Here is a 21,507-nt window from a genome sequence, read left to right on the forward strand (position 1 = left end):
GCACATTGCAGTCCCGCGAAACGCTGCTGAACGCGCTATACGCTAGTGCGTCGGAGGTCCCCGCTTGGGTCAGCTTCACGCATGCTGCGCGCGAAGTTTTCGGCTGTGAACATGCAGCGGTGATGGTGGGCGCATCCGGCGCTGAGGTCGCTGTCGGCGCCTATTCAGATGACGCGGTGGCAGCGGAGATCGAAGCGTTCTTCGCAACCACAACGCTGGAACCAAACAGCGGCGTGCACAGCCTCCCGGCCCTTGGCGGTGCGCATGTCACGCTCCTGCCCGTCGCCGATAGTCAGAAGCGAAGTGCAACGATCATATTGTGGCGGCAGAGTGAAAGTGCGCCCCTTTCCGCGCCGCAGGAACAGCTGCTTGCGTCCCTGTCGGAACCTTTGCGCCGCAGCTTGCAGATTTACTACCGGATCATGGATCTGGCGCGGCGCGGCATGTTGAATGATCTTGCGCTCAACACCAGCCGCATCGGCGCTGCTCTCGTAAGCAGTGATGCGGAGCTGATGCTGGCCAATGATGTGGCGGAGCATCTGCTTGCGACCGGCGGCGGCTTGCGTGTCGTAGGCGGCCGATTGCAGGCGGAAAGCGGAGAGGAAACCCGCGCGCTGCTTGCCGAAATCAGGCGTTGCGCGCTGGCCCAGGCGCCCGAGCCCGATCTGCAGAATTATGTGCCCATGGCCTTTTCCCGCCGCGACCATGACTTGCCGCTGACGATCATCGTCCGGCCAGGTCCCGGCTATTTCCCGCTGCGCCAGCCCAACCGGCGGACGGCCATCCTGGTGCTGCGTGATCCGGCAGCGCAGGCTGCCTGGCCAGCAGAGACCCTCGCCCGCCTCTTTGGCCTTAGTGCGGCCGAGGCGCTGCTCGCAAGCAAATTAGCCAAGGGCGCGAGCCTTGAGGAAGCAGCGGCAGAACTCGGCATCAGCCGCAACACCGTGCGGTCGCAGCTGCAAAGCATCTTCCTCAAGACTGGCATCAATCGCCAAAGCGACCTGATCCGGGCACTGCTGAACTCGGCCGCGACCTCAGCCTAAGTCAGGCTTAGCACGGCCACCGCGCACGAGGCGGCCCGGCAGCACGCCAGTGGGCTGTCCATCGCGCAGCACAATCTCGCCCGCCAGCATGGTGACATGATAGCCATCGGCCCGCTGCGTCAGCCGCCGTCCGCCTGCCGGAAGATCGAACGTCACCTCTGGCGCGTGCAGGCGAAGCGATTTCAAATCGATGACGTTGATGTCCGCACGGTATCCGGGTGCCAGCACGCCGCGATCGTTAAGGCCGATGAGCGAGGCCGGGCCGCGCGTCAGCGCAACGACCGCCCGCTCCAGCGGTACACGCCCGTAGGCGCGATCCCGCACCCAGTGGGTCAGCAGGTGCGTCGAGTAGCTCGCGTCGCAGATCGCGCCATAATGCGCGCCCCCGTCGCCTAACCCCATCACCGCATCGGGGTGCATCAATATCTTTCCCATCCCGTCCAGATTGCCTTCGGCATAGTTGGAGATGGTGAGGTACAGTTGCCGCTTGCCATCCCGCTCCAACAGCATGTCGTAAGCAAGCTCGGCTGGCGTGATGCCCATCGCCTCTGCCCGCCCCGCCATGCTTTCATCCAGCGATGGTTCGTAATTCGGCGTGTCGGCAAGCGGGAAGATACGGCCAAAGTCATGGACGAAGTTGGTCAAGGCATTGCCCGGGTCGGGCGTGAGCGGGTCCGAGAGGATCGCGGCCCTCACCTCCGGCCGCCGCAGCTCCGCTATCTTGGCTTCGAACGGCAGCTTGGCGAGCGATCGGTAGGTGGGGCTGGTACAGAAGGGATGCAAGGTGAGTTGGTGCCCCATCACCGCGCCCGTCGCCCGGCCCAGAACCTGTACGCCGATGCGACAACCGGCTGCGTTGGCGGCGCTGATGCGTGACATCAGCTTGCTGCGTTCCGGGTCTTCCACCGTACCGCTGACGGGGAAAGTGATCGGCCGACCCGACTTTTCGGCAATGCGGGTCAGCATGTCGAATTCCGCCTCTTCATCGGCGAAATCGCTGACGAACTGGAAGGTGCCGCCACCCGCCGCCGTCATGGCGTCCGCCAGCGCCTGGAGCTCGGCTTCTCCAGCTGTCAGCGTGGGAATGAGATTGCCGTCGATCGAACGGTGGAACATCGTGCGGGATGTGCCGATGCCCATCGCGCCCGCCGCGATACCCTCCTTCACCAGCGCGGCCATGCGGGAGCGGTCCTCCGCCGTAGCTGGCTCGCGCGCTTCGCCCCGCTTGCCCATCACATAGACGCGCAGCGCTGCGTGCGGGATAAGCGCGGCGACATCCGCGTCGAATGCCTTGTCGCCAATGCTGTCGAGATATTCGGGGAATGTCTCCCAATTCCAGGGCAGGCCCTCGGTCAGCACGGGGTTCGGAATATCCTCCACGCCTTCCATCAGCCGGACGAGCCCCTCGCGCTGCTCCGCGCGGCACGGGGCAAAGCCAACGCCGCAATTGCCCATCAGCACCGTGGTCACCCCATGCTCGGTCGATGGGCGCAGCCGGGAATCCCAGGTTACCTGGCCATCATAATGGGTATGAATATCGACGAAGCCGGGCGTCACGATCATGTCCGTAGCGTCAATCTCTTCGACCGTTTCGCCCAGATTCATGCCCACCGCAGCGATGCGGTCGCCGATGATCCCGACATCGGCCCGCCGGGCTTCGTTGCCCGCGCCATCGACCACCAGGCCATTGCGTATCAATATATCGAAGCCGCTCATTTCATTGCTCCTCGCCGTCGCCGTCTTTGCGGCGCGATCATGCTGCTTGTCCTATCCACTGATGTTAACAACAGAGGGCGTACCCGCCTTCATCCAAACGGATGATCGCCAGTCTTCACGCCGTTTTTCGCGCCGTCGTGCCGATCATTCATTTGCATGATGACAGTCGTGAAGCGTCGATTGAGAATAGCGCCATCACAACAGTTCGGCGGTCACCGGCCTGCATCAGGCAGTCGCAAAAACGGGATCAGGCTGAATCAGAAGAGGTGTTTGCAATGATCGAAACAAGGAAGCTCGGCGCGATCGGGTTGGAAGTCATCGGTGTAGATGCTTCCGGAGCGATCGATGAGGATACAGCCCGGCAACTTGTTGCGCTGTGGCGGGAAGAAGGCGTTCTGTTGTTCCGGGGCGTCGGCGTCGCGCCTGAACTTCTGCTCAACCTCAGCCGGTGCTTTGGCGAACTGGAACCGCATCCCGTTCCCGACCTGCGCCTGCCCGAACATCCCGAATTGATCCTACTCACCAACAAGGGTGGGCCGCGCGGGCCGGTCTATGCGTTTGACGGCGTGCCGACCTACGGCCGGATACCCTGGCATACTGATCTTGCCTTTCAGGAAGTGCCCAATGCCGGGGCGCTGCTCAACATGGTGGAGAAGGCGACGATCGGCGGCCACACCGCCTGGCTCGACACCGCAGCGGCCTATGACGAGCTCGATGAATCGCTCAAGCGCCGTATTGAGGGCCTCGAAGTACGCTTCGAATTTTGCACCGACCTCAGCCGCGTTCGCTTCGGCAATGAAAATGGCACGCGCGTCGGCGAAATGAAGATGAACTTTCCCGATTATCCGCCACAGGCAAGGCCGCTCGTCTGGAAGCATCCGCAAACCGGCCGCACGATCATGAATATCTGCCCGCTGAACCTGCAAGCCATTGTTGGCATGGATCAGGCGGAAAGTGATGAACTGCTCCAGACTCTGATCGGCCAGCTATGCCAGCCGCGGTTCATCTACGAACATGATTGGGCCGAGGGTGACATCATCCTATGGGACAATTACCGGATGATGCATCGCGCCGAAGGACATCCGCTGGACGTCATCCGGGTCGTGCACCGGACGACATTGCGTGGATCGGCGAAGGTCGGGCGAACGATCGCTCCACACGCCGCGCTCGTCGCTTGAGGCGGTGCGCGCCGCCTGCCCTGACAACAGAAATTTGACACCGTGATCAAGGGCTTGGGCTTCGCCGCAGCGACAAAGGAACGAAGATGAAGCACAGATCCTCCTTGGAAAATCGTGGCAAAAGGTCGGAAGTTCCGCGGTTAGCGGAAGCAGAAACCGCCTCGTAGGCTGTTAAAACTTGCAGCCTGCATGTTTACGAGCTGCTACCGGCAGCAACCTTGCGCCGTCCCTTCATGATGATGGCCCATCAAGGGACCTCTTACACGCGTTCGATGCTTAGACGGTTTCAGTGCAATTCACTCGTGGCACGATCGCACTGGCTTACGAGCAAATAGGCTCTCACCCTCCCCTCTTGAAGACTGCAGTTCCCGTGGCGACCATCGCCAACCATCGCCAACCATCGCGGCTGCGTTCGGCGGCGATCTAGGCGAGTTCGGCGTAAAAGAGAAACAACTTGCGTCAAATGTTATCAGGTCACACCTGGGGCTGGGTGCCGGACACCTGATCATCTGAGTGCTTGTGGCAGTATCGACCGAAGCGATAATCCGACGATTGCGGGTGCCGAGCCAAAAAATCAGTCTCGACACCGCGGCATCGTTCAATACTCAAACGTAAGTTCAAGCCCATAAGTGCGCGGATCGCCGAAGATCGCGCTTGGCAGGCCGCCGTTGAAATGGGCGATATAATATTCCTTGTCGGTCAAATTCTTGCCAAAGGCCGACAGACGCCAGTTGCCGAAGCCCACCGGAATATCGGAAAGGGTGAGGCGGGCGTTGAGCAGTCCATAGTCTCCGATCACATAACGCGGATCGGCTGTGGACGTCGAAACCTTGCTTTTGAGGAAATAGTCGACATTCGCCGTGAGGACGCCGATGGGCGTATCGGGGAAGCGATATTCCAGCGAAGTCGTCAGCGTATGTTTTGGCGCTTCGACAAAAGTATAGCGAGACGTGATGTCGTTGCCTGTTTGATCGAGGATCTGCTGGAACTTGGCGTCCAGATAGGCATAGTTGACTGAAAGCGTCAGCGCATCGGCCGGCTTGGCGATCAGGTCCAGTTCGAAACCCTGTATCCGGGCCTTGCCTGCATTGAACACATCGGTGATCGCGACATTGGTCGGGTCGGACTGAAGATTGGTCTGGATATCCTTGTAGTTCGACCGGAACAGGGCGAAGTTTGTCTGGAGATGATTGTCGAGCCAGCTCGCTTTTACGCCGAGTTCGAAGGAGTCCAGCGTTTCGGGACCGAAGCCTTCATTGAAGCGCGTGATGCTGCTGGCGCGGATATTGTAGCCGCCCGTCTTATAGCCACGCGCATATTTGGCGTAGATATTGAGGTTGGGGGTGGCGTTGTAGCCGATGACGAAGCTGGGGCTGAGGTTGGAGAAATGATTTTTGCCCTCGCCATGGGGTAGCACGGTCGGCGCGCCTGACGCGGGAACGATCGTCTGATCCAGCGTTGCTTCACGCTCGTCACGCGACCAGCGCAGGCCACCGGTCAGGTAGAGCCCCTCAACGAAGGCAGGGCGCAAGGTCGCCTGGCCGTAGAGGGCATAGGCGCGGTTGTGGATCGTCGCGACGCGATCCACGCGGGGACGGCCCGTTATCGCCGAATAATCGGTGCTTTCGCCATTTTCGTCGAAATAATAAGCGCCAAGGACATAATCCAGCCGGCGATCGAGAGCGGAGCCGACAAGTTGCACTTCCTCGCTCCATTGATCCTGCTGCTGGTCAAAGCCGGTCAGGATCAATGGGAATGCGCCGACGACGCCGGTCAGATAATTTTGATTGGTGACGCTGGAGAGCTTCCGATAGCCGGTGAGCGATTTCAAGGTGACGTCGTCAGCCACTTCCCAGCTGATGGTGAGGTTATGACCTTGAGACGTGGCATCGTTCGGCATGAGGTTGCGCACAAAGGGCGACCCCGCCGTTGGCCGGCCGGCCTTACGCGGGTAGAAAGGCGCCGCGGCCATGAAGACGGGTGTGTCGTTGATGTCGGAACGGTCATAGGTGTAGCGCAGCTGCAGAGCATCGGTCGGCTGGAACAGAATGGCCGCGCGATAGGCGTCGCGGCGCTGATCGCCCCAGCGGTCGACGCCGGTGCCCGGATTATCGACAAAGCCATCCTTCTGGCTGTGCAGATAGCCCAGTTCGACCGCCAGCTTGTCACCCACCGGGATGTTTACGCGGGTGCGCGACCGAAACTGGTTGTAGTTGCCGACGGCGAGGGTTTGCTTCGCGGAAAACTCGTCCAGTTCAGGCGCGCGGGTGATGTAGTTGATCGCGCCGCCCGTCGCATTGCGGCCATAGAGCGAACCCTGCGGCCCGCGCAGCACTTCAATCCGCTCGACCTCCGCAACTTCGGCAGAGAGGCCCTGGTTGCGGGCGATGTAGATGCCGTCCAGATAGACTGCGACGCTGGGGTCCACGGTGATCTGGTCGTCATTATTGCCGATCCCGCGAATGAAAACGCGAGCCGTTGTCGCGCTGTTCGGATGGGGAGTCACGGCAAGGCTGGGGACCAGCGTGCGCAGGTCGGTGATGTCGGCAATGCCCTTCTTTTCAATGTCGGCGCCGGTCATGGCCATCATCGATATGGGCGTTTTCTGAAGGGATTCAGATCGCTTTTGGGCGGTGACGACGATCTCCTGGATGCCCCCGCCATCCTCTTCCTGGGCGAGCGCGGGTGAGGCGCAGGCGAAAAGGCACAGTGCCAGGGCGTGGCGTGAAATAGCGTTGTTCATGATAGTTCCTCCCTGTTGTACGATGTTGTTTCGTACTGGTTAGCGTATGACGAGATTGATCGGGGTGACGGTGAGGTCGAGCGCGGCGAATATCTGCCCGAGCGCGGACGACCCTGCGCCGGAGATTGCGCCTGTTTTCACCAACGCGTCGACGGACTGGCTGCCGGAGACTAGATCTCCCAGCGCAGTGCGCTCCAGATTCACGACGGGCATGGTCCCCGCCTGGCCCCGCCGAAACTTCAAGGTGCTGTTACGCAGTTCGAGAAGCCATGGGTCGCCTTCTCCAGCGATCGCCAAGGCGACGGCATGGTCGCCAGCCCCGGCCCGCTTCGGATCGACCTTGTAGCGGATTTGTTCGAGCATCAGCGCCACCGGCATCTTACGGATATTGTCCGGGTTCATGTAGCGCGCGGTGAGGCCCGCCTGCTGCAGCTTTCCTTCCAGCTCCAGCGCGCCCATCAGGTAGAAGCCGCGCCGGTTGCTGTTATAGTTGGCGTAGCCCAGCTTGCGGAAAGCAGCGGCCTTCAGGCGACGCGCGTCCATATCCTGATGATCTATGGCGATCAGCAGCGTGGCAAGCTCCGCCGCCCATTGCGCGTCGCCCTGTGCAAAGGCGCGGTTAGCAGCGGCGAGGACCGGCGGTCGCCCGCCCATCAACGCCACCTCCCGCCGCGCGCGCTCCACACGCGGCGTGGGCGCAAGATCGGTCGCATCGCCGGAGAACCAGCTGATATAGCCGACATAATAACTGCGCGCGGCATCGGCGACGGTGCCATAATATTCGGTCGTATAGGGTTCCGAACGCAGCCATTGCGGCAACGGTCCCAATGCATCGGGTAGTTCATCCTCCGTGACGCCCTTGTTGATCAGGCGGATCGTCTGGTCATGCGTATATTGGATCGCATCCTCATAGCGGGCCAGCAGAGCCTTGATCTGCGGCGCGCCCTCCACGACCGGCCCATGCATCGGCACCATCCAGGCCGCGTCATAGCGCTCCATCCGGCGCAGCGCCTCGATCCAGCGGTTGGCGTCGCGCATCTTGGTGCCGCGCATCGAATGGAGGTTGGGGAAAGTCGGCCCCTGCACCTCGTCGCCCGAAATCAGCACCTGATAATCGGGGAGCCATGCCGCGATATGCGAGGCAGCCTCCCCGCCAGTGTGGAACAGGTGCAGCTTAACCCCAGCGATTTCGATGTCGCGCGCCCCGTCCATATCGACGAATTGCGTGGGTGGGATATAGGCGGACTCATTCTTTCCAGCCGCGCCCAAGCCGCCACAGCAGCCGACATGAAAATCCTCAGCCTCCTTCCCGGTCAGGCTGAAGCCGAACATATAAGCGGCGCGGGTGGCGACGATCGGCAGCGTCGCAACGCCTTCATCCGACAATTCCTTCAGGAAATTGGAGGCGGCGTAGATCGGCACCTTGCCGCTGGCGACGTCGGCCGGGGTTGCGAAGACCCCTGCTCCATTCACATGATCGGGATGATGGTGCGTGTAGATGATCGCCTTGATCGGCTTGGTCGAGATCTGCGCCCTTATCTTTGCAAGGGCGGCGGTCGCGACATCGCGGTTCATGCCGGTGTCAAGGAGGATCAGCCCGTCGCTGCCTTCGACGACGACGATGTTCATGCCCTGAAATTCGATCTGCCAGACCGGCGTCTTTCCTACATGCGTAACGCGCTCCTGAAACAGGCGGGCATGCGCGGTGTAATTGGACGGCGCGGAAAAGGGCACGTTCAGGTCTGGCGCATGAGCGAGCGCAGGGGTGGCTGCGCCGGCCAGCAGCAGGGCTGTCAGGATGCGCATCAGATCGACACTCCCGGCGCATACGGCGATTGTCGAATGCGCCGTCGATCGGCGCAGCAGGTCGAAACCCTGCGGGTCATATACTCTCCTATCGTTCATTTTGTCGTTTGCTAGCTTGTACTGTACGAAACTCTTCCGTACAAGATACAAAACAGGATGGAGTGGATGAGCGATGCCAAGACGTTCGGAAATGAGAGTTGGCGCGGGATTTCTGGCGGTTCTGCTGGCTAGTGCAGCGCCTATCGCGGCGCAAACCGTGCTACCACGCGCACCCGAACCATTTGCGGGCAAGATCGGGCAGACCTATGCCGATTCGGTCGCGGCCTTCCCCAAGCCGGTGACCGCGCCTGCGGGAGCACCCAATGTCCTGCTGATCCTGACGGACGATGTGGGCTTTGGTGCGGCGTCGACCTTTGGCGGGCCGATACCTACGCCCAATCTGGATCGGTTGGCGGCGAGGGGCCTAGTCTATAACCGCTTTCATACCACCTCGATGTGTTCGCCCACGCGCGCTTCGCTGCTGACCGGGCGTAATCACCATGCGGTGGGCAATGCGGTGGTCAGCGATATCGCCACCGGATATCCCGGCTATTGGTCGATGATCCCCCGCAGCGCAGCCACGGTCGCCGAGGTGCTGCGCCAGAATGGCTACAACACGGCGATGTTCGGCAAGCATCATAATATCCCGGCGCAGGAGGGCTCCATCGCAGGCCCCTTCGATCAATGGCCGACGGGGCTAGGCTTCGAGCAGTTTTACGGCTTCCTGGGCGGCGACACGGAACAATGGACGCCCAAGCTCTATCGCGGCAATGCGCCCGCCGAGCAGAAATATGACAAGGACCCGACCTACATCCTGGACCGTGATCTGGCGGACGAGGCGATCGGCTATGTCCACGCGCAGAAGGCAGCGGCGCCCGACAAGCCCTTCTTCCTCTATTATGCTCCCGGCACCGCGCACGCCCCGCATCAGGCGCCAGCCGACTGGATCGCGAAGTTCCGGGGTCAATTCGACCAGGGATGGGACGCGGTTCGCGCCGAAACCTTGAAGCGCCAGATCGCGATGAAGATCGCTCCGCCAGGCACCAAGGCCACGCCGCGCATCGGTGATATTCCCGCTTGGGACAGGCTGAACGCCGACCAAAAGCGCGTCTATGCGCGGATGATGGAAGTCTATGCTGGCATGCTCGCCTATCAGGACGCGCAGATCGGCCGCCTGCTGGACGAGTTGGACCGCATGGGCGAGAGCGGCAACACGCTCGTCATGTTCATCGAAGGCGACAATGGCGCGTCATCCGAAGGCGGAATGGCGGGGAGCACCAATGAGCTGGGCACATTCGCCAACGGCGCGACAGAGGACATGGCCTGGCTCAACAGCATGATCGACAAACTGGGCGGCAAGGACAGTTACGGTCATTTTCCGGTCGGCTGGGCCTGGGCGACCAATGGACCCTTCCCATGGATGAAGCAGATCGCCTCTCACCTTGGTGGAACACGCAACGGCATGGTCGTGTCCTGGCCCGATCATATCAAGGCGCGGGGCATCCGTTCGCAATTCACCCATGTGAATGATGTGATGCCGACGATTTTGGAAGTGGCGGGGATCAAGGCGCCCGAGAGCGTCAATGGCATCGCGCAGCAGCGGATCGACGGCGTCAGCTTTGCCTATAGCTTCGATGCGCCCAAGGCTGCGGAGCGGCATGATACCCAATATTTCGAGATGATCGGCACGCGGGCCATCTATCACAAGGGCTGGATGGCCAGCACCACGCCCGCCCGCATGCCATGGAAGATGGGCGAAGTTCTCAGTTCTCCCCTCGATTATAAATGGGAACTTTATGACCTGAACAAGGACTATGTGCAGTCCCGCGATCTGGCGGCGCGCTATCCGGAGAAGCTGAAGGAGTTGCAGGCGCTCTGGACGGCAGAGGCGCAAAAGAACAACGTGTTCCCGCTCGATGGGCGGCAATCGCTCGACCGTTCCTCCGCTTCGAAGATCGCCTTCGCGCCGCGCCGCAAGAGCTTCACCTATTGGGGCAAGGGGATCAGCGTAGCTGAAGGCGCGGCCCCCATGATCCGGGGGCGTTCCTTCGAGATCGTCGCCGATATCGACATGCCCTCGGGCGGCGGCAACGGCCCGCTGGTCGCGCAGGGCAGCAAGTTCGGCGGCTGGAGCTTTTACCTGAAGGATGGGAAACCAGCAGCGCACCTGGCGTTGACGCAGCAGCCAAGCCATCAATGGGACGTCGCGGCGGCCACACCGATCCCGGCGGGTCCGGCCAAAATCAGCTATGCGTTCGACTATGACGGCGACGGCTTCGGGCGCGGCGGGCTGATGCGCATCAGCGTCAACGGCAGCGAAGTCGCGCGCGGGCGGATCGAGCGGACCTTCCTAATCCCCGCCGGGCTCGGCGAGACCTTCGACATTGGCGACGACACGGGGGCGACGGTGATCGACTACCCGAACGGCCATTCATTCAACGGCGAAGTCCGCAAGATCGAGGTATTTCTGAAATGAGAAAAATGCTTGCCGCAGCTTTGCTTGCGAGCGCGTCGCCGCTTGCCGCGCAAACGGTATTGCCTGCCCCGGCTGCTCCGTTCGCGGGGAAAATCGGGCAGACCTATGCCGATTCCACTCCCGCCTTTCCCAAGCCCGTTACCGCGCCCGCCGGAGCGCCCAACGTGCTGCTGATCCTGACCGACGATGTGGGTTTCGGCGCGGCATCGACCTTTGGCGGGCCGATCCCGACGCCCAATCTGGATCGGCTGGCGGCGCGGGGCCTAGTCTATAACCGCTTTCATACCACCGCCATGTGTTCACCAACGCGCGCCTCTCTATTGACGGGGCGCAACCATCATGCGGTGGGCAACGGCATCGTCGCCAATCTGTCCACGGGCTTCCCGGGTTATACCAACATATTACCGAAAAGCGCGGCGACAGTGGCCGAGGTGCTGCGGCAGAATGGCTATAATACCGCCATGGTCGGCAAGCATCATAATGCGCCGGAAGCTGATGTGTCGCCAGCAGGGCCGTTCGACATGTGGCCAACAGGGCTTGGCTTTGAACATTTCTACGGCTTCATGTCGGCGGAGACCAACCAGTTCACCCCGGCCCTGTATCGCGGCATCACGCCCATACCCACGCTGAAGGAAGGGGTGCTGGACAAGGCGCTCGCCGACGAGGCGATCCAATGGATCCACAATCAGAAGGCGTCCGCGCCAGACAAGCCCTTCTTCCTCTATTATGCGACGGGCTCAGCGCACGCGCCGCTTCAGGCCCCGGCGGACTGGATCGCGAAGTTCAAGGGCCAGTTCGACAAGGGATGGGACGCCGTGCGGGCGGAAACAGTCCGCCGCCAGAAGCGGCTCGGCATCATACCCTCCGCCACGCAGGACACCGCGCGGCCCGACGGCCTGAAGGCGTGGAGCGAACTGACCCCCGACCAGCGTCGGATCAACGCGCGCTTCATGGAGGTCTATGCGGCGATGCTCGCTTATCAGGATGCGCAGATCGGCCGCGTCCTCGATGAACTCGATCGCATGGGGGAAAGCAACAACACGCTGGTGATGTTCATCGAAGGCGACAATGGCGCTGCCGCCGAAGGGGGAGAAAATGGCAGTTCAAACCCCATGTCCGCCTTCGCCAACGCCATGCAGGAGGATGATAGGCTGCTGCTCGCCAATCTCGACAAGATCGGCAGTCCAGATGCCGTCGCCAACTGGGGTTATGGCTGGGCCTGGGCGACGGACGCGCCGTTTCGCTGGTTCAAGCAATATGCCTCTCATCTTGGCGGCACCCGCAACGGGCTGGTCGTGTCCTGGCCCGATCATATCAAGGCGCGCGGAATCCGGTCGCAATTCACGCATGTGACCGATGTGATGCCGACGATATTGGAAGTCGCCGGTCTGAAGACGCCTGATGTCGTCAATGGCGTGGCTCAGCAGCGGATCGACGGCGTCAGCTTCGCCTACAGCTTCGCCGCGCCCAAAGCGCCCGAGCGGCACGACACCCAATATTTCGAGATGATGGGCAATCACGCCATCTACCATCAAGGCTGGCTGGCGAGCAGCACGCCCATCAATCTGCCGTGGCAGCGCGGCGACGGCTCGGTCCTGCCGAACCAATATAAGTGGGAGCTATACGATCTGCGCAAGGATTTCTCCCAGGCGCATGATCTGGCGGCGAGCCGAGGCGCGAAACTGAAGGAAATGCAGGCACTTTTCCAGAAGGAGGCGGAACGGAACCAGGTTCTCCCGCTCGACGACCGGCTGACGCTCGCGCGGTTCCAGGCAGCGGAGAGCCAGCGGCCGCATCGATCGACCTACAGCTATTGGGGGGCGGGCATCAGCATCCCCTCGGTCAGCGCCGCGCCGTTGTTGGCGCGCAGCTTCCGCATCACGGCCGATATCGACGTGCCGAATGAACCTGCAACCGGCGCGCTCGTGGCGCTGGGCAGCAAATTCGGCGGTTGGAGCTTCTATCTGAAGGACGGTCTCCCCATTGCCCTGATGGCGGCATCGCAGCTGGCTGACGACCAGTCGCAGGTGGCTGCGGCGCAACCGCTTGCGGCCGGGCAACAGCGGCTGGTGTTCGACTTCCGCTATGATGGCGGCGTCAATGCCGGGGGCGAGATGACGATCAGCGCCAATGGCGACATCATCGGACAGGGCCGCATCGCGCGCACCATCTCGAAACTGCCGGAGATGAGCGACACGCTGGACATCGGCTTTGACGCCGACACGCCGGTCACGTCCGGCTATGCGGCGGGCGGGCATTTCCCCGGCCGGATCGGGAAGGTGGACATCGCCGTGGGCAAGCCGGGCGCTGGCGGTGAAGCGCCCTGAACGGCGAGCCCCTGACGCTTGCAGTCCCGCGCGACCGCAGGCGTCGGGAGGCGCTTTTCGGCTTTGCCCGTTGACGTCGCGCCCTTTCCCGCCGTTAAGATGATCCCGCATGGTCGAAATCACTCTTCATCCCGATAGCGCCGAGCGCGACGGCAGGACGCAAATCCTTGACGCAGCCGGTGAAGTCTTTCTGTCCGAGGGCTTCGAACGCGCAAGCGTCGACCGGATTGCTGCCGTCGCGCACATGAGCAAGCAAAGCATTTACGAGCTTTATCCCAACAAGCTCGCCCTGTTCGAGGCCGCCGTCCGCAACAAGTTGAACGGCGCGTGGCTCAGCATGACCAATATCGACAACGGCATGGATGCCGAGGACACGCTGACCCGGTACGCCATGCGCCTGTTCGAAGGTTTCGCCGAACCGGTGAATTTCGGACTGTTCCGCGCCAATATCGAAGCGGCGAACCATGTGCCGGAATTGGCGGCGGAATTGCACGAAAGGCGACTGGCAGCGTCTCAACCTCTCGCCTTTTACCTTGAAGCGTTGATCGAGGGCGCGGTGATCGTGCCGTGCGATCCACTCGCCATGGCTATCCGCTTCGGCGGCGTGGCGGTGGAAGGCGCGCGCTATTTTCTGGGCAAGCAGTTGCCGGGCAAGGCCGCGCAGAAGCGCATCGTGGATCAGGCCGTGCGGATGTTCCTGGACGGATATCGCAGCGTGCAGGACGCGGCCGGGGACAAGGCCCCCTCCACGCCCATCGAGCCGCCCGCCCGCGAAGGCGTCACCGCGCTGCGGCTGCCTGCGGAAAAGCTGTTGGCGCTGCTGGATGCAGCGACGAGCGAATTTCTGGAATATGGCTATCGCCGCGCCAGTATCGACCGCATCTCGGCGGCCGTAAGGGTCAGCAAGGCGACCATCTACCGGCAGTTCGGCAACAAGGAAAATCTGCTGCGCTACATCGTTCAGCGCGAAATTTTTGCCGCCAGTCATCAGCCGTTCGAGCTGCTGCCCGCGAGTACGGACGCGGAAATCGCGATTGTCGCTCTGGCGCGTCAGGCGCTGGACCGTCATCTGGAACCGGCAAATATCCGCATGCACCGGCTGCTGATCGTGGAAGCCGATTTCATCCCCGACCTTGCCCAGCTATTCTATGAAGGCCGGGTACGCCGCCTGGGCGATGCGCTGGAGCAGCAACTGGAAGCGCTGGGCCTGGCTCGTCCCAGCCAGTCAGCGACACGCATGTTTTATACGCTTGCGACTTTCGCCGTTCGCTTCTTCACCGCCATGACGCCGCCGTCGGAAGCAGACCGCGACATTTACGCTAGAGAGTGCGCCGGGCTGTTCCTGAATGGGCTGCGCGTTGGCAGTAGGCAAAAGGCGATCGCGCAAGCAGATTGAGATTCGGAGCATCGATGCGTCAGTTTTCCAAGCAAAAGGCGATGCGATCGTCACGGGCAGCTCAACCCGACACCAGTGGCATGCGCTGGGTGGAAGGGGGCGTGTTCGCGATGGGGTCTGAGAATTTCTACCCCGAAGAAGCGCCGGTGCGGCCCGTGCGCGTCGATGGCTTCTGGATCGACGAGACTCCTGTCACCAATCGCGAATTCGCCCGCTTCGTCGACGCCACGAACCACAAGACGCTGGCTGAAATCGCGCCTGATCCCAGAGACTATCCGGGCATGCCGATCGACATGGCGCGGCCGGGATCTTTGCTGTTTCACCGTACGTCCGGGCCGGTTGACCTGCACGATCCCAGCCAGTGGTGGGACTTCGCGTTCGGCGTGGACTGGCGGCATCCGCATGGCCCGGACAGCAATCTGGACGGGCTGGAGGATCACCCCGTCGTGCATGTCGCATTAGAGGATGTCCGTGCTTATGCGAAATGGGCAGGCAAGTCGCTGCCGACCGAGGCCGAATGGGAATATGCGGCGCGCGGTGGGTTGGACGGGCAGGATTATGCCTGGGGCGATCAACTGGCGCCCGATGGAGCAATGCTGGCCAATTATTGGCAGGCCGCTTTTCCATTCGCGAATACTCTGGACGATGGATGGGAAAGGACTTCCCCCGTCCGCAGCTATCCGGCGAACGGTTTTGGCCTTTACGACATGATCGGCAATGTCTGGGAATGGACCATCGACTGGTATGCCCAGCCAAAGATTGAAAGCAAGGCGCGCGGTAGCTGCTGCATACCCGCAAATCCACGCGGTCCGACGCGGCGCGAGAGCATGGACGCAGTGAATGCGATCCCGCGAAAGGTCGTGAAAGGCGGTTCGCACCTTTGCGCATCCAATTACTGCCAGCGCTACCGCCCGGCGGCGAGACATGCGCAGGCAATCGATTCATCGACCAGCCATGTAGGTTTTCGCTGCGTGGTGCGGGCGAAAGGGTGACGCCACCGACAACCTAACCGTCCGCGACGGGCTACAGGCTTTCGGCATCGCGGAGCAGGGCTATGCCCACCACTGCTATGCGGCGGCAGTCTTCGACCGATCCGGCCGTGGCCGCACGCAAGCCTATCATGGACCTGCCGCCTTCCGACAAGCTCAGCATCGTCAAAAACGGTCCGGGTAGTTTTCGCGGTCGAAAGCTGGGCATCCTGCTGAGCGACGGAGCGGACGCAAAATTGCTCAAGGCGCTGATCGATGCAGTGGATGCAGAAGGCGCCATGTTCGAGATCATCGCCCCGAAGATCGGCGGGGTAACCCTGTCCGATGGGACGCGGGCAGCTGCCAAGCACAAGATTGACGGTGGGCCGTCGGTGCTGTTCGATGCAGTCGCCATCATCGTGTCCGCCGAGGGGGCAGCGCTGCTGTCGCTCGACGCGGCAGCCAAGGATTTCGTCACCGACGCTTTTGCCCATTGCAAATTCATAGGGATCAGCGCCGAGGCAGAGGCGATCTTCGCCAAGGCTGGCATCGCCAGCGATCTGGACGAGGCCTGTCTGCCGCTCGGCAAGACCGACGACGCCCGCACGTTCATCGCGGCGTGCCGCCCGCTTCGCTACTGGCCACGTGAACTAAATGTCGACCTTGACGCGAACCCATAGCCCAAAGCGCAGCCTGCGCAGTCTTAGCGCTCAGCGCCCACTTTCACACGCCGTTATGCCGGGAAGGACGCAGAGTCAGGTGCAGGTTGAAGGCGTCACGTTTTCGCTATTATAAACTTGGGTAATATCGCGACTGTCACGAACATTAAAGGCTGAAAGCTCTGTAATATCGTGAAGTGGTAAAGAAACAATCGGCATCAAGCGCTTGTAGGTATAATGGATTTCCACCACCATCACAGCTGTTCCCGCAGCTGCCTTGATCTCCTCACCCGTCGGCCCCATGCCCGCAAAGCTCGTACCCGTAGCCCCCGTGCCTTGTGGCCCATAAGCGGAGTGATATGCATCGCCGCCAAAGCACCGTTGCCATTTGATGGTCTGACCACCATCGGGGTTGGTCTGCAGGCTGGAAAGCACGATCTTACCATTTTGGCCGAGGCCTAGTTCAGACGCCTGTAAGTCGGCACCGATAAAAACGTCATTAATCTCTGCCTCGCTGACCGGCTTGTTATTAATAGCGCTTTGAGAGCCCATGCGCGATGCATTGTCCGCCACCATTCCGGAGATTTCGCCTATCTTCTTGACCGTCAGAGCATAGTTGATGAGTTCAAGGCCTGAAGTGGCAAGTATCAGTAGCAAAGGAAACGCTATTGCAAACTCCGTCAAGGCTATTCCGGATTTACAACGGACCAGACCACCTAGTCGATGAGCGATCGCATCAATCACGCTTTGTACCCGCGAGAGAAGAATATTCATCAACAAGATCCTCAACATTTTCCGATCAGCGGCTCTGCCTGCTTATCAAAGGGCTGGTTGTGCAATATGGTGCGAGAGGTCATACTGACCCTGGGGCTCCATCCCAAAAGTGTGGCCATCGGGAAAACGCGATCATATTGCAGGGTTACCGAATAGATGGTGACATCCTTGGCGCCGCCTTGACCCTGTACCCCGGAATCTGCATCCCTGACACCGTTGCGGTTGGCGTCGTCGAAGCCCTCATTGTTGTTGCAGATGCCGTCACCATTAGAATCAATAAAGGACTCAACCCGGGATTGCGCTCGGCCATAGGATTTGAATGCGAGCCGTTCAAAACTGAGCATACCTCCGCTCACCAATTTCTTTACGGCCCCTTCAACGCCCGCATCCAGCAAGGCACGATTGGTGTCGGTGGCAGTCTCCAGTGCCGACGCTCGCCCCGCGGCCTGAACCTCTCCGCTCAAAACCGCACGGGCATAAAAATAATAGCCCGCGTCAAACAGGAACATCAGGATAAGGACAAGGATCGGCGCGACAATGGCGAATTCGACCAGAGTGGCACCAGTCTCATCCAACGCCGCTGCTTTCCGACGTCCCTTGACGAACTTCTTGCCTCCGCACATTATCGTGTGATCCGCAGAGAGGCGATCTGCGACGCAATTTGACTGAATGTCGCGTTGAGTTCCGCAGCATTGTTTGCCTGATAAGACTTGCCGGGCGATCCGCAATCGCTAAGCAACTGCGTCAGGGTCGTTCCAAAGGCGATCACCCAAACCGTGATATTCTTTTGATCCTTCGCGATCGAGCAGAGTTCCAGAAGTCGGCTTTCCGTGAGCCCATTTTGTTCAGTATCGGTCGGGATGGATGCAGAAGCGGTGCGCCGTCTGGCTGTTGCAGACAATCCCCACGCATCATAGGCACCAATATGCGTTTCGGTCTGGCCGTCGGTCATAAAGATAATGTGCCGCGCTATCTTGCCGGTCGCTTCGGCCGCCTGGTTTTCAGCGCTGAAGATGCCATCACGCGACATCAGGCGAAGACCCCACAACATGCCGATGTCATGATAGGTAAAACCAGCTGGCGACAGGGCGTTAAGATAGGTCGTCAGCGCAGACGAGGTTATCGAACCTAGCTTACGCGCCGGTGATGGACAGGCGCCGTAAAAGCTTGTGTCGCCGGAAGGGGTATAATAATTTGCGTTAGTCAAAGTCGCAGCAGAGCCACTCCAGACCCAGCCGCTGGCCGCCGTCGCGCTGGCCGCGTTACGTCCATAGACGATGCCGGGGATATATGGCTTCCACTGTGTGTCGGGACTGGCAGCATTGGGGACCAGGTCCACGTCCATATCATTGCGCGGGACGGTGGAGCCCTCATTGGATCGACGCGTCGAGCGTTCTTCAATGCATGCATTTGCTGCGGTCCAGTTGATCGTACGGCTAGTGTTTTTGTTGGCGACGGTCGCAGTGAAGCTGCCTCCGGTCATCAGGCCGTTCGCAGCGTTGCCCTTGAGTGTGGCCATCGAATATTGGACGGGCTGATAGTACCAATTGTACACTGGTGTTGTCGTGGTGGTCGTTGTCGTCTGACCAGCGTTGGGATTGTTTGTGACGGTTTCGGTAACCGTCTGGGCATAATTATTGTAGGTCGTGGCGGTTATAGTGCAGCCACTGGCGTTTGAGGATGCCGAATAGGTCGTTCCATTTCGGGTCCGTGTCCGGGTCCGCGTCCGGGGCGAAGCAGTGGCGGAGGGGCTGTAGGCCGACCAGCCGCTGTAGACATCCGTATAGTTGGAATTGGCCGGCGCGGCGCAGCTCTCTGCCTGCCCAGGGGAAGTCGAAGTCGTGATGCTTCCGCTGTTAAAAACTGTGCTGGAAGACGAATTCGTCGCCGGCTGCGTCGTGGTCGTGGTCACAGTATTCGTCGTCTGAGGCGCCGGTTGCCTGGAGTCATACCAAGGATTGTCCTGGACCCACTCGCGCTTTAGCAACATCCCGACATTCACTGTCGACGAATAGGGCACAAATCCGTAGCGGATGGCGCTGCCGACGGGCTTCACCTGCTCCAGCAAGTTGTAGAAGTTCGTCACCGCGCTGCGCAGTCCGACGATCTTGCTTGAACTGTCGCCGCTGTTTGTATCCAGCATCGACCGAGTTGTGTCGAGGACGAACATGACGTCCGTATTCGGCAATTGAAGATCCGCCGTACAGTTCGCCGTTATGGTTTTGTCTGGAATATTAAATAGCGACATCAAGGTCATCGGCACCACTACGGAAGCTGTGCCCGTGACAGCGCCTGTGGCGCTTGCAGAATAGACCCCCGTCGCCAAGCTGGTCCCATATTTGTGCGCTGGAAAGTTGACATTGAAGAACTTGACTGCAGTGTCTTCTGTACTGCCCGCGCCAGTCGTCCAAGTCAGACCCGTCATCGCCCGCCGTCCGGCAAGAGCGCCAGCATCGCAAGCTTGCTGAAGCCGAGTCTTCGTCAAGTAGAGGCGGCTGATGTCTACTCCGCCTCCAATTAGGCCCGCTAAGGGGAAAAACGCCGCGGCAGTGATTGCCAGTGTGTTGCCCGCCTCATTCCGTCGAAAGCGTCTTAAAAAGGAATGTTGTTCTTCGAACAAAATTTTCCTCCCCGATTTTTATACTTTCTTTCAATTAGGAGGAGATCGTTAAGAACAAATTTCTGGAATTTTACGTTCTGATTGATCTAGATTTACTTTCTTCAGAAAAGATGTTGCTTAAGCAGCATCGTCGCGCCGTAATGGATCGTAAGATATAGGAGCATTGAACCGGGCCGGGTTTGCCGGAGGCTCCAACTCTTGAGTAGATGGAGCCGATATGAGCAAGACGACGAACAAGTTTGCACCGGAGGTGCGCGAGCGAGCGATCCGGATGGTGCTGGATCACGAGCGGGATTATCCTTCGCGCTGGGCAACGGTGGTATCGATTGCCGAGAAGATCGGCTGCTCGCCGCCGACCCTGCATGATTGGGTGAAGAAGGCTGAGGTCGATAGCGGCAAGCGGACGGGCGTCCCGACCGAGGTAGCCGACAAGATGAAGGCGCTGGAGCGCGAGGTCCGCGAGTTGCGACAGGCCAATGAGATCCTGCGCAAGGCGTCGGCTTATTTTGCCCAGGCGGAGCTCGACCGCCCGTTCAGGCGATGATCGCTTTCATTGACGATCACCGCGATGCCTTTGGGGTCGAGCCGATCTGCCGCGTTCTGCCGATCGCCCCATCGACATATCACGAGCGCGTCGCGCAGCGTCGCGATCCGACACGCCTGTCGGCGCGGGCTCAACGGGACCAGTCGATCAAGCCTGAGATTGCCCGCGTGTTCGCCGAGAACTTTGCAGTCTACGGCGTCCGCAAGGTCTGGCGGCAGATGATGCGGGAGGGCTTTCCGATCGCCCGCTGTACCGTTGCGCGACTGATGCGTTTGGCAGGGGTGATCCGTGGCAAGCCGATGCGCACGACCATCAGCGACAAGGCCGCGCCGTGCCCGCTCGATCACGTCAACCGCAGGTTCTACGCGCCAGCGCCGAACATGCTGTGGGTGTCGGACTTTACCTATGTCGCGACTTGGGCGGGGTTCGTCTACGTCGCCTTCGTCATCGACACCTACGCCAGGCGGATCGTCGGTTGGCGGGCCAGCAGGACGGCTCATGCCAGTTTCGTCCTCGATGCCCTGGAACAAGCGCTTCACGATCGACGGCCGACCCATCGGGGCGGCCTCATCCATCATAGCGACCGCGGGTCGCAATACCTGTCTATCAAATACACCGAGCGCCTCGCAGAAGGGATCGAGCCCTCGGTCGGCAGCGTCGGCGACAGCTACGACAATGCTTTGGCCGAGACGATCAACGGCCTTTACAAGGCAGAGGTGATCCACCGGCGAGGACCGTGGCGCAGCTTCGAAGCTGTCGAATATGCCACGCTCGAGTGGGTCGATTAGTTCAACCATCGCCGACTGCTGGAGCCCATCGGCAACATCCCGCCTGCCGAAGCCGAAGATCAATATTATGCTGCCGCAGACAACATCGGTAGGGCAGCGTGACTCACAACCCTATGCCTCCGGCAAACCCGGCGCGGTTCACTTGGATTTGGTGGATAGGCTATAATCTAAACCGTGCGCCACCCGAAAGGGGCCCGTGAGACACGGGGCCTTTTTTGCGGTCCTGAGGTCTAAAATTGAGTCTCTGTGGCACCCGATTCGCTAGCGCGTCGGCAAAATGGCGCGGAACTGCGCCATTCTAAGGCCACGACAGGACCAGGCCTTTAAACGCCGCGCAAGGCGAGAATGCGTGGTGCACCCGACGGGATTCGAACCCATGGCCCTCAGATTAGGAATCTGATGCTCTATCCTGCTGAGCTACGGGTGCCCG

12 protein-coding genes, 1 tRNA gene, 2 pseudogenes and 1 other annotated feature are annotated in these 21,507 nt (G+C 60.6%); of the genes and pseudogenes, 8 read left to right on the forward strand and 7 right to left on the reverse strand.

Annotation, left to right across the window (positions count from 1 at the left end):
• Positions 1 to 5 precede the first annotated feature (5 nt).
• Entirely contained in the window at positions 6 to 1,043 is a 1,038-nt protein-coding gene (locus ACZ51H_RS06895) for a helix-turn-helix transcriptional regulator (protein WP_464801337.1), read from the forward strand.
• Here the strand turns inward: ACZ51H_RS06895 and ACZ51H_RS06900 are convergent.
• Positions 1,035 to 2,759: an N-acyl-D-amino-acid deacylase family protein gene (locus tag ACZ51H_RS06900; protein ID WP_464801338.1), complete on the reverse strand. Its 1,725-nt coding sequence runs from the start codon at positions 2,757 to 2,759 to the stop codon at positions 1,035 to 1,037. The genes ACZ51H_RS06895 and ACZ51H_RS06900 overlap by 9 nt on opposite strands.
• 275 nt (positions 2,760 to 3,034) lie before the next feature.
• Between ACZ51H_RS06900 and ACZ51H_RS06905 the strand changes: the two genes are divergently transcribed.
• Positions 3,035 to 3,937, forward strand: a complete 903-nt coding sequence (locus tag ACZ51H_RS06905) for a TauD/TfdA dioxygenase family protein (protein WP_464801339.1) — start codon at positions 3,035 to 3,037, stop codon at positions 3,935 to 3,937.
• Between the two features lie 598 nt (positions 3,938 to 4,535).
• Here ACZ51H_RS06905 and ACZ51H_RS06910 read toward each other — a convergent pair.
• Entirely contained in the window at positions 4,536 to 6,680 is a 2,145-nt protein-coding gene (locus ACZ51H_RS06910; protein WP_464801340.1) for a TonB-dependent receptor, read from the reverse strand.
• 39 nt (positions 6,681 to 6,719) lie between these two features.
• Entirely contained in the window at positions 6,720 to 8,585 is a 1,866-nt protein-coding gene (locus ACZ51H_RS06915) for an alkyl sulfatase dimerization domain-containing protein (RefSeq protein WP_464801341.1), read from the reverse strand.
• A gap of 73 nt (positions 8,586 to 8,658) precedes the next feature.
• Between ACZ51H_RS06915 and ACZ51H_RS06920 the strand changes: the two genes are divergently transcribed.
• The 5 genes and pseudogenes from ACZ51H_RS06920 to ACZ51H_RS06940 form a co-directional block, all read left to right on the forward strand.
• Positions 8,659 to 11,001, forward strand: coding sequence for an arylsulfatase (locus tag ACZ51H_RS06920; RefSeq protein ID WP_464801342.1), 2,343 nt, complete (start codon positions 8,659 to 8,661; stop codon positions 10,999 to 11,001).
• Positions 11,002 to 11,006: 5 nt separating this feature from the next.
• A complete protein-coding gene (locus tag ACZ51H_RS06925; protein ID WP_464801343.1) occupies positions 11,007 to 13,328 on the forward strand; it encodes an arylsulfatase in 2,322 nt (773 codons plus the stop codon).
• Positions 13,329 to 13,437: 109 nt separating this feature from the next.
• On the forward strand, positions 13,438 to 14,724 hold the full coding sequence (locus ACZ51H_RS06930; RefSeq protein WP_464801344.1) for a TetR/AcrR family transcriptional regulator: 1,287 nt from the start codon (positions 13,438 to 13,440) through the stop codon (positions 14,722 to 14,724).
• An 80-nt stretch (positions 14,725 to 14,804) separates the two neighbouring features.
• Entirely contained in the window at positions 14,805 to 15,716 is a 912-nt protein-coding gene (locus ACZ51H_RS06935; protein ID WP_464802864.1) for a formylglycine-generating enzyme family protein, read from the forward strand.
• A gap of 98 nt (positions 15,717 to 15,814) precedes the next feature.
• Positions 15,815 to 16,372 (forward strand): annotated as a pseudogene (locus ACZ51H_RS06940) (catalase); the annotation flags it as partial.
• 75 nt (positions 16,373 to 16,447) lie between these two features.
• On the opposite strand, the gene ACZ51H_RS06945 reads toward ACZ51H_RS06940, so the two are convergent.
• From ACZ51H_RS06945 to ACZ51H_RS06955, 3 genes are read right to left on the reverse strand one after another with little or no spacing between them, the layout of a single operon-like run.
• The gene (locus ACZ51H_RS06945) at positions 16,448 to 17,125 is read right to left on the reverse strand and encodes a TadE/TadG family type IV pilus assembly protein (RefSeq protein ID WP_464801345.1); all 678 of its coding nucleotides are present in this window, start codon (positions 17,123 to 17,125) and stop codon (positions 16,448 to 16,450) included.
• An 11-nt stretch (positions 17,126 to 17,136) separates the two neighbouring features.
• Complete coding sequence (locus tag ACZ51H_RS06950; protein WP_464801346.1) at positions 17,137 to 17,700, reverse strand: TadE/TadG family type IV pilus assembly protein; 564 nt, start codon at positions 17,698 to 17,700, stop codon at positions 17,137 to 17,139.
• A gap of 47 nt (positions 17,701 to 17,747) precedes the next feature.
• Positions 17,748 to 19,745 carry a TadE/TadG family type IV pilus assembly protein gene (locus ACZ51H_RS06955; RefSeq protein WP_464801347.1) on the reverse strand — a complete coding sequence of 666 codons (1,998 nt, stop codon included), beginning with the start codon at positions 19,743 to 19,745 and terminating at the stop codon, positions 17,748 to 17,750.
• A gap of 217 nt (positions 19,746 to 19,962) precedes the next feature.
• Between ACZ51H_RS06955 and ACZ51H_RS06960 the strand changes: the two are divergent.
• A pseudogene (locus tag ACZ51H_RS06960) lies at positions 19,963 to 21,179 on the forward strand (IS3 family transposase).
• Positions 20,244 to 20,360: a sequence feature (AL1L pseudoknot), on the forward strand. Its footprint overlaps the pseudogene before it by 117 nt.
• A gap of 248 nt (positions 21,180 to 21,427) precedes the next feature.
• Here the strand turns inward: ACZ51H_RS06960 and ACZ51H_RS06965 are convergent.
• Positions 21,428 to 21,504 (reverse strand) — tRNA-Arg (locus ACZ51H_RS06965).
• Between the last annotated feature and the right edge of the window lie 3 nt (positions 21,505 to 21,507).

The organism is Sphingobium sp. TomMM15 (genome assembly GCF_055397045.1).